The sequence below is a fragment of the Sphingobium sp. C100 genome, from assembly GCF_000508185.1.
In the GTDB taxonomy this organism is placed as follows: domain Bacteria; phylum Pseudomonadota; class Alphaproteobacteria; order Sphingomonadales; family Sphingomonadaceae; genus Sphingobium.
In genome coordinates this window covers 17799-33096 of sequence record NZ_AYOY01000112.1, presented here as the reverse complement: position 1 = coordinate 33096, position 15298 = coordinate 17799, and the positions used below count along the sequence as shown (strand labels likewise).

Annotated in this window: 9 protein-coding genes; 8 read left to right on the top strand and 1 reads right to left on the bottom strand. The window is 63.4% G+C overall.

Going from position 1 to position 15298, the window contains the following annotated elements:
• The first annotated feature begins 164 nt into the window (after window positions 1-164).
• The 8 genes from C100_RS32490 to C100_RS32455 all read left to right on the top strand — a co-directional run bounded on the left by C100_RS32490 (window position 165) and on the right by C100_RS32455 (window position 14778).
• A complete protein-coding gene (locus tag C100_RS32490) occupies window positions 165-2504 on the top strand; it encodes a glycoside hydrolase family 3 N-terminal domain-containing protein (protein WP_024019195.1) in 2340 nt (779 codons plus the stop codon).
• Window positions 2501-4888: a glycoside hydrolase family 3 N-terminal domain-containing protein gene (locus C100_RS32485; protein WP_024019194.1), complete on the top strand. Its 2388-nt coding sequence runs from the start codon at window positions 2501-2503 to the stop codon at window positions 4886-4888. The genes C100_RS32490 and C100_RS32485 overlap by 4 nt, the downstream gene beginning before the upstream one ends.
• Before the next feature lie 77 nt (window positions 4889-4965).
• A complete protein-coding gene (gene manD, locus C100_RS32480) occupies window positions 4966-6177 on the top strand; it encodes a D-mannonate dehydratase ManD (protein WP_024019193.1) in 1212 nt (403 codons plus the stop codon).
• A 50-nt stretch (window positions 6178-6227) separates the two neighbouring features.
• The gene (locus tag C100_RS32475) at window positions 6228-7514 is read left to right on the top strand and encodes an MFS transporter (protein ID WP_024019192.1); all 1287 of its coding nucleotides are present in this window, start codon (window positions 6228-6230) and stop codon (window positions 7512-7514) included.
• Between the two features lie 2 nt (window positions 7515-7516).
• A complete protein-coding gene (uxaC, locus tag C100_RS32470; protein ID WP_024019191.1) occupies window positions 7517-8932 on the top strand; it encodes a glucuronate isomerase in 1416 nt (471 codons plus the stop codon).
• Entirely contained in the window at window positions 8929-10395 is a 1467-nt protein-coding gene (locus tag C100_RS32465) for a mannitol dehydrogenase family protein (protein ID WP_031309029.1), read from the top strand. Before uxaC ends, C100_RS32465 begins: the two co-directional genes overlap by 4 nt.
• 145 nt (window positions 10396-10540) lie before the next feature.
• Window positions 10541-13438, top strand: coding sequence for a TonB-dependent receptor (locus C100_RS32460; RefSeq protein ID WP_024019189.1), 2898 nt, complete (start codon window positions 10541-10543; stop codon window positions 13436-13438).
• Window positions 13439-13548: 110 nt separating this feature from the next.
• Window positions 13549-14778, top strand: a complete 1230-nt coding sequence (locus C100_RS32455; RefSeq protein ID WP_024019188.1) for an SGNH/GDSL hydrolase family protein — start codon at window positions 13549-13551, stop codon at window positions 14776-14778.
• Here the strand turns inward: C100_RS32455 and C100_RS32450 are convergent.
• Entirely contained in the window at window positions 14762-15253 is a 492-nt protein-coding gene (locus C100_RS32450; protein ID WP_024019187.1) for an Lrp/AsnC family transcriptional regulator, read from the bottom strand. The genes C100_RS32455 and C100_RS32450 overlap by 17 nt on opposite strands.
• Between the last annotated feature and the right edge of the window lie 45 nt (window positions 15254-15298).

Genomic DNA, 15298 nt, shown 5'->3' with positions numbered 1-15298 from the left:
CTTGATGTCGGGCTGTCATCGACCTGAACGGCATTGACAAGCTCGATCTGTCTGCGCAATGGTAACGTTATCAGCGGACGCGCTGCAAGTGAAAAGCGCGCTTGGTGAGAAAAAGGGAGAGGGGCTTCGTGATTCGCACCGGCAAGATTATAGGCGCTGCTTCGATGTTGGCGTTGGGCTTGGCTTTGCCGGTTGCGACGGTCGATTCGGCAATGGCCGCCGCCAGCGCCGCCCCCCTTTACAAAGATGCTTCGGCGCCGGTCGACGCGCGGGTCGATGATCTGCTGGCGCGCATGACCCTGGACGAGAAGATCGCGCAGATCACCACCGTCTGGGAAAGCAAGGTCAAGATTTTCAACGACCGGCTGCAACTCGACCCGGTCAAGCTGCGCGCCCTTTATCCCAATGGCTTGGGCCATTTTGCGCGCCCGTCCGATGCGAAGGGCGCGGTCAGCCCCCGCGTCGCGCCGGGTCGTGATCCGCGCGCGACAGTAGCGCTGGTGAATGCGCTCCAGAAATGGGCGATGACGCAGACCCGCCTCGGCATCCCGATCCTCTTTCATGAGGAGGGGCTGCACGGATACGCCGCCGTTGGCGCGACCAGCTTTCCCCAATCGATCGCCATGGCATCCTCCTTCGACACGGCCATGCTGCGCGATGTGAATAGCGTCATCGCCCGCGAAATCCGGGCGCGCGGCGTGCCGATGGTGCTGTCCCCCGTGGTCGACATCGCCCGCGACCCGCGCTGGGGCCGGATCGAGGAAACCTTTGGCGAAGACCCCTATCTGGTTGGGGAAATGGGCGTCGCCGCGGTCGAGGGATTGCAGGGCGAAGGTCATGCGCGCGACCTGCGTCCCGGCAAGGTTTTCGCCACGCTCAAGCACCTCACCGGCCATGGCCAGCCCGAAAGCGGCACCAATGTCGGTCCCGCGCCCTATTCCGAACGCGAATTGCGGGAGAATTTCTTTCCCCCCTTCGAACAGGTGGTGAAGCGCACCGGGATCGAGGCGGTCATGGCCAGCTATAACGAGATTGACAGCGTACCCAGCCATATGAACCATTGGCTGCTGGGTGACGTGCTGCGCGGGGAATGGGGTTTTCGCGGGGCAGTGGTGTCCGACTATTCGGCGATCGACCAGCTGATGAGCATCCACCATGTCGCCGGTAGTCTGGAGGAGGCGGCGACCCGCGCGCTTGATGCCGGCGTCGACGCGGACCTGCCCGATGGCCTGTCCTATGCGACGCTGGGCAAGCTGGTGCGCGAGGGCAAGGTGAGCGAGGCGAAGGTCGACAAGGCCGTCCGCCGGATGCTGGAGCTCAAATTCCGCGCCGGGCTGTTCGAAAATCCCTATGCCGACGCGGCCACGGCTGAAGCGATCACCAACAATGCCGACGCTCGCGCGCTGGCGCTCAGGGCGGCGCAGCGGTCCATCACTTTGCTCAAGAATGACGGGATGCTCCCGCTGAAGCCAGAAGGCAGTATCGCCGTCATCGGGCCGAGCGCGGCGGTCGCGCGGCTGGGCGGCTATTATGGCCAACCGCCGCACACGGTGTCGATACTCGACGGCATCAAGGCCAAGGTGGGAAGCCGCGCGAGCATCGTTTTCGCGCAGGGCGTCAAGATTACCGAGGATGACGATTGGTGGGCCGACAAGGTCGTGAAGTCCGACCCGGCCGAGAATCGCGAATTGATCGCACAGGCGGTCGAGGCCGCGCGCAATGTCGACCGCATCGTCCTGACGCTGGGCGATACCGAGCAATCGAGCCGCGAAGGCTGGGCTGACAATCATCTGGGCGACCGCTCCAGCCTCGATCTGGTCGGCGAGCAGCAGGCGTTGTTCGATGCGTTGAAGGCGCTGGGAAAGCCGATCGCCGTGGTGCTGATCAACGGCCGTCCTGCCTCCACCGTGAAGGTGAGCGAGCAGGCCAACGCCATCTTGGAAGGTTGGTATCTGGGCGAACAGGGCGGCAATGCCGTGGCCGACGTGCTGTTCGGAGATGTCAATCCGGGCGGGAAGCTGCCCGTCACGGTGCCGCGATCGGTCGGCCAGTTGCCGATGTTCTATAATGTGAAGCCATCGGCCCGGCGCGGCTATCTGTTCGACACGACTGACCCGCTATACCCGTTCGGCTTTGGGCTTTCCTATACGACGTTCAGCCTGTCGGCTCCGCGCCTCGACGCGATCAGCATCGGCACCGGCGGCAGCACCGGCGTCTCGGTCGATGTTCGCAACACCGGCCGGCGCACCGGCGACGAGGTCGTCCAGTTCTATATCCGCGACAAGGTCAGTTCCGTCACCCGGCCGATCAAGGAATTGAAGGGGTTCGAGCGCGTGACGCTGAAACCCGGCGAAGTCCGCACTGTCACCTTCACGATCAGCCCCGAAAGCCTCCAGATGTGGAATGACCAGATGCACCGGGTGGTCGAACCGGGCGAATTCGACATCATGACCGGCAACAGTTCGGTCGCGCTTCAGTCCACCACCCTGACGGTGACGCCATGAGCGCGGGTTTCGCACATAAATTCGGCAGGCGGCAGGCGCTGGGCCTGCTGGGTTCGACCTCGCTGCTCGCCGCTGCGCCCCTTACGGCCAAGGCGAAGAGCGGCCCGCTCTACAAGGATGCGAGCGCGCCCATCGACCTGCGCGTCCGCGACCTGCTGGGGCGGATGACGCTGGAGGAGAAGGTCGGGCAGATCATCGCGCTTTGGGCGACCAAGGCCGACATCATGGACGATCTGACTTTTTCACCGGCCAAGGCGAGCAAGGCCTATCCACAAGGCTTCGGCCAGATCACACGTCCCTCCGACCGGCGCGGCGCGCCCAACGGATCGACCCAGGCGGGGGGCGTCGGCGCGCGCTGGCGCACGCCGGCCGACACCGTGGCCTTCATCACCGCCGTCCAGAAATGGGCGGTGGAGGAGACGCGGCTCGGCATTCCGGTGCTGTTCCATGAAGAATCGCTGCACGGCTATATGGCGACCGACGCCACCATGTTCCCGATGGCGATCGGCATGGCCGGCAGCTTCGACCGTGACCTGATGCGCGAAGTCCAGTCGGTCATCGCGCGGGAAGTCCGGGCGCGGGGCGTGCATCTGGCGCTGTCCCCGGTGGTCGATATCGCGCGCGATCCGCGCTGGGGCCGGATCGAGGAGACGTTCGGGGAAGACCCCTATCTCTGCGGCGAGATGGGCGTTGCGGCGGTGCTCGGCCTTCAGGGCGAGAGCCAGCAAATCGGCCCGGACAAGGTCATGGCGACGCTCAAGCATATGACCGGCCATGGTCAACCGCAGAGCGGCGAGAATGTCGCGCCCGCGCCGATTTCCGAGCGCGAGTTGCGGGAGAATTTCTTCCCGCCCTTCCGGCAGGTGGTCAAGCGCACCGGGATCGCCGCCGTCATGCCGTCCTATAACGAGATTGACGGCATGCCGTCGCATCAGAATATATGGCTGCTGAGCGACATTCTTCGCGGCGAGTGGCATTTCGATGGCGCGATCGTCAGCGATTATGGCGCCGTGCCCGAACTCGACACCATCCACCATGTCCAGCCCGACCTGGAAGCGGCGGCCCGCGCGGCGCTGCGGGCCGGGGTCGATTGCGAGTTGCCCGATGGCCTGGCCTATCGGACGCTCGTGGAGCAGGTCCGCGCGGGCAGGGTGCCCGTCGAGGCTGTCGACATCGCCTGCACGCGCATGTTGACCCTCAAGTTCCGCGCGGGCCTGTTCGAAAATCCCTGGCCGCGTCGTGACTATGACGCGCTGACCGGCAATGCAGAGGCTCGCGCGCTGGCGTTGAAGGCGGCGCACAGGTCGATCGCGCTGCTCAAGAATGACGGCATCTTGCCGCTGGCGCCCGGCGCGCACCGGCGGGTCGCGGTGATCGGGCCAAACGCCGCCATCGCGCGGCTGGGCGGCTATTCATCGACTCCCCGCCAGACAATTTCGTTGCTGGAGGGCGTACAGGCCAAGCTCAAGGATAAGGCGGAGGTCGTCCACCACCAGGGGGTCTTCATCACCCAGAGCGAGGATCGATCAGTGGACGAGGTGTTCCTGGCCGACCCGGCGAAGAACCGCGCCCTGATCGCCGAAGCGGTGGAGGTCGCGAAGAGCGCCGACGTCATCCTTCTGGCGATCGGCGATACCGAGCAGACGAGTCGCGAGGGCTTTGCCAAGAACCATCTGGGCGATCGCACCAGCCTTGATCTTCTGGGTGAGCAGAATGACTTGTTCGCCGCATGTCTGGCTACCGGAAAACCGGTAGTGGTCTGCGCGATCAATGGCCGCCCGCCCAGCTATCCCGCCGTGGTCGAGGGCGCGAACGCGCTGCTCGAATGCTGGTATCCGGGACAGGAAGGCGGCGCCGCGATGGCCGACATCCTGTTCGGCGACGTCAATCCCGGCGCGAAGCTGCCTGTCACCGTGGCGCGCGATGCGGGGCAGATACCGGTCTTCTACAACCGAAAGCCATCGGCACGGCGCGGCTATGTGTTCGAGGACATCACGCCGCTTTTTCCTTTCGGCTATGGCCTCAGCTACACGACGTTCGAGTTTGGAAAGCCGCGGCTGTCCGCGTCGCGCATCGGTGTCGGCGGCACGGTGACGGTCGAAGTCGATATTCGTAATATCGGCGACCGGACAGGGGACGAGGTGGTCCAGCTTTATGTCCACGACCAGACCGCCAGCGTCACCCGGCCGATCAAGGAACTGAAGGGCTTCGAGCGCGTCACCCTGGCGCCCGGTGAAACCAAGACCGTGCGGCTAGACCTTGGTCCCGAAGCCTTTGCCCTTTGGAACATCGACATGCAGGAAGTCGTCGAACCGGGCCTGTTCGACGTCATGGTCGGGCCGGACAGCGAGGCGCTTCAGTCAATGACGCTCGAAATTGCCTGAATCCATATTGGTCAGGCCGCTGTTGACGCAAATGCGAATTTTCTAGATATTGGTTTTACCAATTTACGGAGTCTCCCATGCCCATCATTACCGGCGCCAAGGTGATCGTGACGTCGCCCGGCCGCAATTTCGTGACCTTGAAGATCGAGACGGACGAGGGGATTTACGGTCTGGGCGACGCGACGCTCAATGGCCGCGAACTGTCCGTCGCCAGCTATCTGACCGACCATGTCATTCCCTGCCTGATCGGCCGGGATGCGCACCGGATCGAGGATGTCTGGCAATATCTCTACAAGGGCGCCTATTGGCGGCGCGGGCCGGTGACGATGTCGGCCATCGCGGCCGTCGATACGGCGCTGTGGGACATCAAGGGCAAGATTGCGGGCCTGCCGGTCTATCAGTTGCTGGGCGGCGCGAGCCGCGAAGGCGTGATGGTTTATGGCCATGCCAATGGCACCAGCATCGAGGATACCATCAAGGTCGCGCTCGATTATCAGGCGCAGGGCTATAAGGCGATCCGCCTTCAGTGCGGCGTGCCGGGGATGGCGTCCACCTATGGCGTGTCGAAGGACAAATATTTCTACGAGCCGGCCGACGCCGACCTGCCGACCGAAAATGTCTGGAATACCAGCAAATATATGCGCGTCGTGCCGGAACTCTTCAAAGCCGCGCGCGAGGCGCTGGGCTGGGACGTGCATCTGCTCCATGACATCCATCACCGCCTGACCCCGATCGAGGCCGGTCGCCTGGGCAAGGATCTGGAGCCCTATCGCCCCTTCTGGCTGGAGGATGCGACCCCGGCCGAAAATCAGGAAGCCTTCAGGCTGATCCGCCAGCATACCACCGCGCCGCTGGCCGTGGGTGAGATTTTCAATTCGATCTGGGACGCCAAGGATCTGATCCAGAACCAGTTGATCGACTATATCCGCGCGACGGTGGTTCATGCCGGCGGCATCACCCACCTGCGCCGCATCGCCGCGCTGGCGGACCTCTACCAGATCCGCACCGGCTGCCATGGCGCGACTGACCTGTCGCCGGTGTGCATGGCCGCCGCGCTGCATTTCGACCTCAGCGTGCCGAATTTCGGTATCCAGGAATATATGCGGCATACCGAAGAAACGGACGCGGTTTTCCCCCACGCCTACAGCTTCGCGGACGGCATGATGCATCCGGGCGACAAGCCGGGGCTGGGCGTCGACCTCGATGAGGAACTCGCCGCCAAATATGAATATAAGCGCGCCTTCCTGCCGGTGAACCGGCTCGAAGACGGCACCATGTATAATTGGTGATCCCTTGAGCCGCCTATTCCCCTCATGACGGATGTGTTTTGGAGAGGGCAATGACCACAATCCCCAAGCCTTCGGGCAAAGTGCGCTGGATCGTCTGCGGTCTGCTCTTCGCGGCCGTGGTGCTCAGCTATATCGACCGGCTGGTCCTGCCGACGCTGAAACCTGATTTACAGGCCCGCTATGGCTGGAGCGAGAGCGGCTATGCCGACCTCGCCATCTGGTTCCAGGCGGGCTATGGCATCGCCTATGTCGCCTTTGGCCGGTTGATCGACAAGGTCGGCGCGCGGGCGGGATATGCGCTGGCGGTGAGCCTGTGGACCATCGGCCATATCGCACATATCTTCTTCACGTCCACGGCGGGGATGCTGATCGCGCGCATCCCCCTGGCGATCGGGGAAGCGGGCACCTTTCCCGCTGCCATCGCCGCGACCAATGAATGGTTCCCCAAAAAGGAACGCGCTTTCGCCATCGGCATCTTCAACGCTGGTTCCAACGTAGGCGCGATTCTGACGCCGCTGGTGGTGCCGATCATCGCCGTTGGCCTGGGCTGGCGCTGGGCCTTCATCCTGACCGGCCTGCTGACCGTGCTGTGGCTCGCCGCCTGGCTCGGCTTTTATCGTCGTCCGCGGGAAAAGAAGGGGCTTTCGGCGGAGGAACTGGCGTGGATCGAAACCGATCCGGTGGAGGAGCAGCGCCCGGTCAAATGGGCGACCCTGTTCCGTCATCGCCAGACCTGGGCCTATATGGCCGGACGTTTCCTGATCGATCCGGTTTGGTGGACCTTCCTCTTCTGGCTGCCCGATTTCTTCAACAAGCAATATGGCGTCAAGATGCTGGACTTTGGTCCGCCGCTGATCGCCGTCTATCTGTTGGCGGACATCGGCTCGGTCGCGGGTGGCTGGGCGTCCTCGCGCTTCATGGGTCGGGGCTGGAGCGTCAACCGCGCCCGCAAGAGCGCCATGTTGCTGGCGGCGCTATGCGCGGTGCCGATCGCTTTCGCCACTCATGCGCCATCCATGTGGGTCGCGGTCGGCTTGATCGGCCTTGCCTGTGCGGGGCATCAGGGCTTTTCGGCCAATCTCTATGCGCTGCCAGGCGATGTCTTTCCCCGCTGGATGGCGGGATCGGTGGTCGGCCTTGGCGGACTGGCCGGGGCAATCGGGGGCATGATGATGGCCAAGTTCGCCGGCGTCATTCTGGAAAGGATCGGCAGCTACGGGCCGATCTTCGCCGTCGCGTCCTGCGCCTATCTCGTCGCGCTTTGCACCATTCATCTCATCATTCCGCGCTATCAGGTCGTTGCCACAGGTGGCGTGGCCGGTGCGGCAGGAGCCTGATCTTGACCAAACCCCTTCGCCTCCATCCCGACCGCCTGTTCCCGTCCGACCCCAGGACGCGGGACATCGCCCGTGCGCTCTACGCCACGGTCAAGCATCTGCCGATCATCAGCCCGCACGGCCATACCGACCCGCGTTGGTTCGCCAATGACGCGCCGTTCGCCAATCCCGCAGAACTGCTGATCGTGCCGGACCATTATGTGTTTCGGATGCTCTACAGCCAGGGCGTTCAGCTGGACGAACTCGGCGTGCCGACCGTCGATGGTAGCGCCACCGAAAGCGATCCGCGCGCCATCTGGCGGCATTTCGCCGCGCATTACCATCTTTTTCGCGGCACGCCGTCGCGCATGTGGCTGGACTGGGTCTTTGCCGAGGCGTTCGGTATCGATGTGCGGCTGGAGCCGGACACGGCTGACCATTATTACGACATCATCGACGCCGCGCTGAAGACCGACGCCTTCCGCCCGCGCGCCCTGTTCGAGCGCTACAATATCGAGGTGATCGCGACCACCGAAGGGCCGCTCGACCCGCTCGATCATCACCGCGCCATTCGCGCGTCGGGCTGGAGTGGCAAGGTCGTCACGGCCTATCGCCCCGATCCGGTGCTGGACCCCGACGATCCGCGCTTCATCGACAATGTGCAGCGCTTCTGCGCCATGACGGGCGAGGATGCGGGCAGCTTCGCCGGCTATCTGCGCGCGCATGAGAAGCGCCGCGCCGATTTCCGCGAGGCAGGGGCGACGTCCACCGATCATGGCCACCCGTCCGCTTTCACCGCCAATTTGCCGCGCGGGGAGATTGAGGCGCTTTATGCCAAGATTACGACCGGCCCGGCCACCCGCGCGGAGGCTGAGCTGTTCCGCGGCCATATGCTGACCGAAATGGCGCGCATGTCGATCGCGGACGGCATGGTGATGCAGTTGCACCCTGGCGTCCATCGCAGCCACAACATCGCCGTGCTGGACCGTTTCGGCAAGGACAAGGGCGGCGACATTCCGACCGCCGGCGAATTTGTGCAGGCGCTCAAGCCGTTGCTCGACCTCTATGGCAACGACCCGCGCCTGACCCTGATCCTCTTCACCCTGGACGAGGATGTCTATTCGCGCGAACTGGCGCCCCTTGCGGGCCATTATCCCGCGCTGCGGCTGGGACCGCCCTGGTGGTTCAACGACAGTCCCGAAGGGATGCGCCGTTTTCGGGAACGCACTACCGAGACCGCCGGCTTCTACAATATGGTCGGCTTCAACGACGACACCCGCGCCTTCCTGTCGATCCCGGCGCGGCACGACATGGCCCGCCGCATGGATTGCGGCTGGCTGGCCCAGCTCGTCGCCGAACATCGGCTGGAAGAGGATGAGGCGTTCGAAGTGGCGCGCGCCTTGGCCTACGACCTTGCCAAGCAGGCCTATAAGCTGTGAACCGGCTTTCTTCTGCCACGTTGGCCGATGTGCCGGCGGAGGTGCTGCGCCCCGACTATGATCGGACAGCGACGCGCTGCGGAGTCGTCCATCTGGGCATCGGCGCCTTTCACCGCGCGCATCAGGCGCTGGTCTTCGATGATGTGCTCAACGCGGGCGATCTGCGCTGGGGCATCGTCGCCGCGTCGTTGCGCTCACCCGCCGTGCGCGAGCAGATGGCGCCGCAGGACGGGCTCTACACCATGTTGGTGCGTGACGGGTCGGTCGAGCAGGCGCGCATCATCGGGGCAGTGCGCCAGGTGGTGGTCGCGCCCGATGCGCCGCAGGCGCTGCTCGCTGCACTGGCGGCGCCCGAGACGCATATCGTGACGCTGACGGTGACGGAAAAGGGCTATAAGCTTGATCCTGCGACCGGCGCGTTGATGGAGGACGACCCCCAACTTGCGGCCGATCTCGGTTCGCTCGCGTCGCCGCAGACCGCTCCGGGTTATCTGGTCGCCGCGCTGGCGCTTCGTTGGCGCGCGGGGTTGCCCCCCTTCACGGCGATCTCGTGTGACAATCTGCCGCATAATGGCACGCGCCTGCGCCATGCCGTGCTGGAACTGGCCCGCCGTCATGATCCGGCGCTGGCGGACTGGATCGCGGCGGAGGGGGCGTTTCCCGAAACCATGGTCGATCGCATCGTGCCCGCCACGACGGCGGAAGATGTCGCCGCGCTCGCAGAGCGGCTGGGGGTTGAGGATCAGGCGATGGTGAAGACCGAGCCGTTCCTCCAATGGGTGATCGAGGATAAATTCTGCGGTCCGCGCCCCGATTTCGGCGCGGGCGTCCAGCTGACCGCCGCCGTCGCGCCCTGGGAAGAAGCGAAGCTGCGTCTGCTCAATGGCGCGCATAGCGGCATCGCCTATCTGGGGGGGCTGGCGGGCATCGAGCATGTCCATGAGGTGCTCGCCCTGCCGGAGGCGCGGCGGTTCGTCGAGGCGCTGTGGGATGAGGCGGAGGCCACCTTGTCGCCGCCGCCCGAGTTGGACATCATTGCCTATCGTAGCGCGCTGATAGCGCGGTTCGACAATCCCACCCTGCGCCATCGTACGCGCCAGATCGCGATGGATGGTTCGCAAAAGCTGCCCCAGCGCCTGCTCGCGACGATCGCGGCGCGGCTGGAGGCGGGGCAGGGGATCGACGCCCTGTCGCTTGCCGTGGCGGCATGGATACGTTGGCAGGCAGGCAAGGATGATCTGGGGCAGGCCCATGCGGTAGACGATCCATTGGCCGCACCGATCGCCGCGGCGTTGGCGGATGCGGGGGATGCCCGCGCCCGCGTCACCGCGATTCTCGCCTTTGAAGCGATCGTGCCACCTGCGCTGGGGCGCAACCCCTTGTTCGCTGAAGCGTTGACGCGCTGGTTGAGCCTGCTGGAAAGCCAGGGCGCGCGAAACGCACTGACGAGCTTAGATCGCTGACAGCGTAGTCAACTTTTAACGTTACCATATTCAACAACGCCGCGTCTTGACAATCAGGATGCGGCGTTTATTGAAGGCAATGTGATAGCGCTACCAGTTTGCTCACCGGAGATACGGGAGCGGCGCTCAGGAGAGGGTATCAGTCATGTCTTCACATCATCGTCATTTTCGCTCAGCTCTTTTCGCGGCTTCCGCAATCGGCTCGCTGGCCTTGTCTCAGAGTGCTTTTGCCCAGGATGGCGCGGCCCAGCCGGCGGCCGTCGCACCGCAGGACGACGTCGCCGACATCGTCGTGACCGGCATTCGCGGTTCGCTGCAAAGCGCGACCAATGCAAAGAAAAGCGCGGTCGCATTCGGCGACTCGATCTTTGCCGAGGACATTGGCAAGCTGCCCGCAACAAATCTTGCCGAAACGCTCAACCGGATGCCGGGCGTCCGCCTCAACCGCGACATTAACGGCGAAGGCACGCAGGTCGCGATCCGCGGTCTGGGGCCGAGCTTCACCCGCGTCCTGCTGAACGGATCGCAGCTTCAGGTCGCGTCGGACGGCGGCACCAACGGCGGCAGCGCCAATCGCGAGGTTGATCTCGACTTCTTCCCGTCCGAACTGTTCACCCGCCTGGATTTGGCCAAAAGCCCGTCGCCCTCGACGCTGGAAGGCGGCATCGCCGGCACCGTGAACCTGCACAATGCGCGCCCCTTCGACAAGCCGGGTACGCATGTCACCGTCGTGGCGCAGGGCCAATATACCGACAGCAACGGCAAGGTCAGCCCGCGCGGGGCGATCGTCGCCAGCCACACGACCGATACGTTCGGTATCCTGCTCGGCGTTGCGGGCGTGAAGACCAAGACGCGGGTCGATGGGTTCGAGACGCTGGGCTATAGCGATGGTAATCTGGGGACGGGCGATCCGGGCGGCAATAATTTCTTCTACGCCTCGGCCGTTCCCAACAACGCAGGTCACGGACTGGTCGCAGGTGACCCGGTTGATGTGGTTGCCACATCGGGCCTGACTCGGGATCAACTCAGCACCGCGCTCATCCCGCGTCTTGGTCGTCAGGCGCTGACGCAGGGCGATCGTTCGCGCATTTCGGCGCTGGCCTCGCTCGAATGGCGGCCCAGCGATGAACTGCACTTTGCTCTTGACGGCATCTGGGCCAAGTCGATCCGCAATTATGATCGCCTGATCATGAACTGGCAGGTCCGGAATTCCGGTCCTGGGACTACTGCCCAGTCCACCGGCGGCATGATCCCGATCGACCTGACCGTCGATGAGAATAATGTCGTGACCAGCGGCACTTTCGCCAATTCCTCCTTTTTCATGGAAGCAAGCCAGTTCAAGCAGACCACCAAATTCTGGAACATCAATCCAAGTGTCAGCTGGCAGGCGGCTGACAATCTGAAGGTCGACCTGAGCGCCAACTGGTCCAAGAGTCGCTTCTTCCGCGAGCAGCCGAGCTGGGTTTTCCAGACCGCGCCGCAGTCCGGCGTCGATGTTTATTATGACAATACGGGGCAGGGCGACTATCCGTCGATCACCACCAATATCGACCTGAATGACCCCAATAACGGTCTTTGGGAATGGTATCGCCAGAATGTCGCGCTCGTCAGGCGCAAAACTGAAACCAAGGGCGCGCATCTGGATGTGACCTATGGTGACGATTTCTTCAATGTGAAGGTTGGCGCGGCCTACGATAGAGCGACTCGTTCCATCCGGGCCTATGACAATAGCGCGGCCTATCAGTTGTCGGTGTGCGGAACTGGTTGCACCGGCGACACCGGTAGTATCCCGACCAGCGCCATTCCGGGCTATCTGATGCCGGGATCGACAAGCAATTTCGGGCACCTGGCGAGCGGAAATATCGGCTTCACCCAATATATCCGCCCCGATTTCGGCGCGATCAAGGACGCGACCGATTATGAAAGCTATCGCGACGGCGCACCGGAGGCACGCGGTGCGGTCACCGGCGGCGCGACGGGCGACATGGATGAAAAGGTGATGGGCGCCTATTTCGAATTGAACGGCGTGACGACGATCGCCGGGCGCGACCTGCACATCAACGCCGGTATGCGCTATGCCCGCACCAAACAGGAAGTTGTCGGACCCAGCCAGATCGGTGCGGATATCATCGACATCACCTCGCGGTCGACTTACGAGAATTTCCTGCCGTCGATCAACCTGACCTATGATGTCGCCAGCAATATCAGGCTGCGCGCTTCGGCATCGCGAACAATGACTCGGCCCGATGCTGGCCAAATTCTGCCGGGCATCACCTTTTCCGATCCGACGGCGCAGGTGGCGAGTGCGGGTAACCCGGATTTGACGCCCTATACCTCGGACAATTATGATCTGGGCGGCGAATTCTATACCGGTGGCATTGGCTATGTCGGCGTGTCGGCCTTCATGAAGAATATTCAGGGCTTCACCGTCACGACTTCGAACGACGTCACATTCGGGTCGCTGAATATTCCGTTCAGCAGTTTGCAGTCGACGCAGCAAGGTGCGCTCAATGACCGGTCGGCCGCAACGGGCGTGGCGATCAACGATCTGCTGATCAGCGTTAACCGCCCGATCAACCTGGCCGACCTCAAGATCAAGGGGTTGGAGCTTACCTGGGTCCAGCCGCTCGACTTCCTGGTTACGGGCCTCGGCTTCTCGGCCAACGGCACCTATCTCGACCAATCCTCATCTTCGGGACTTGTGGCGACCGGTGTGTCCAAATATTCGTATAACCTCCAGGGCTTCTACGAAAATCATGGCCTGTCGGTCAGCCTGAACTATGTATGGAACGACAAGGCCATCGCGGTAAACAAGCCGCAAAATGGTATCAGCGATGCGTCGCTGCGTTCAGCGGCTCGCGGCCAGCTTGACCTGTCGGCGGGATATGAACTGCCCTTCTTCAACAAGGCGGTGCGCCTGACGGTCGATGTGCTGAACATCACCAATGAACCGATCCGCACCTTGTTCGAATATGATAATGCGCCCTATTCGGTCTATTATCCGGGCACGTCGGTCCTGGCCGGCTTCCGGGCGAATTTCTGATCCTCCCCCAAGGACAACTGACAGGGCCGGCCGCAATGCCGGCCCTATTTTCTTGACGATGCGGACAGTCCGGCCCGGCATTTTGCGGGCGACATGATAGGGATGCCTTGATGCTGCGCCTGACCTCTTTTCTGCTCCCGCTGGCCGCCCTGATCGCCATGCCGGCCGAGGCGAGAGGCTGTGCGCCGACCTGGGTGGCCGGCTGGGCTTCGTCGCAATTCCGCCCCACCGGCGATGCCGCGCTGCCGGCCGGCACGCTCAGGAACCAAACGCTGCGCCAGGTCGTGCGGCCGTCGATAGCGGGCCAGCAGCTGCGCGTGCGCCTCTCCAACTTCGCGGGGACTAGGCCGCTGCGCATCGTGGGCGCCAGCATCGCCCGCGCGGATGGCTCGACCTCGCCGGCGATCACCCCGGCGACGGTCACCGCGCTGCGCTTTGATGGCCAGGCCGAAGTGGTCATTCCCGCCGGCGCCGACTATCTGTCCGATCCACTGCCCTTCGCCGTGCAGGCGCTCGAACATATCGCCATTTCCATCCGTTATGACGGGGAACCGGAACAGACCTCGCACCCCGGTTCGCGCGCTACCTCCTGGCATCTGCCGGGCGATCATCTGGCGGACCCGGCGATGACGGGCGCCGAGAGTTTTGACCATTGGTTCAACCTTGCCGCGCTGGAAGTCGAACGCTGCACGCCCGCAAAGCTGGTCGTCGCGCTCGGCGATTCGATCACGGACGGCAAGGGATCGACCACCAACGGCAATGACCGCTGGACGGATCGGCTGGCCCAGCGGCTCCAGGCCGATCCGAAGCGTCGCGCCATCGCCGTCGTCAATCAGGGCATTGGCGGCAATCGCCTGCTCGACGACGGTCTTGGCCCCAATGCGCTGGCGCGGCTCGACCGTGATGTGTTGGCGCAGCCGGGCGTGACCCATCTGATCCTGCTGGAAGGCGTCAATGATCTTGGCACCCTTACACGCGAGGCGCCGGTGAGCCTTGAGGCGCATCACACGCATGTCGCGCGCATCATCGGCGCCTATCGCCAGATCATCGTCCGCGCCCATGCGAAGGGGATCAAGGTGATCGGCGCGACCATCATGCCCTTCGTCGGCAATGATTATTATCACGCCGATGCGCAGAACGAAGCGGACCGGCAGGCGGTGAATGCCTGGATCAGAACGCCGGGGAATTTCGACGCCGTGATCGATTTCGACACGGTCATGCGCGATCCTGCGCATCCCGACCGGCTCTTGCCCGTTTATGACGGCGGCGATGCGCTGCACCCCTCGCCAACGGGTTACAAGGCGATGGGGGAGGCGATCCCGCTCAGCCTTTTCGATTGATGCGCCGGTGCCCCGCCTCCATCACCGTCTCCATAGCCACGAAGGTCGATGTGCTGGCGACATGGGGCAGGGCGCTGATCTTCTCGCCCAATATCATGCGGTAGCGCCGGATGTCGGCAGTCCGCACCTTGAGCAGATAGTCGAAATTGCTCGCCAGCATATGGCATTCCTCGACCTCTGAAATGCGCCGCACCGCCGTGTTGAACTCGCGCAGCGCCGCCTCGCGCGTGTCGCTCAGCTTCACCTCGGTAAAGGCGATATGATCCATGCCCAGCTTGGCCGGATCGACGATCGCGCGAAAGCCGCGAATGACGCCCGCCGCTTGCAAGCGCTTCAGCCGCACCTGACAGGGCGTCTTGGACAGGCCGACCAAGGCAGCCAGATCGGTGACCGTGATCCGCCCGTCATCGACCAAAGCGGCGATGATGCGTCGATCGAACTCATCCATTTCGACTGTTTGGGGCTTGCTGTCCATCCGATCCGACTAGCATAAGGCCCTTAATAAGTCATTTGGTCTGAG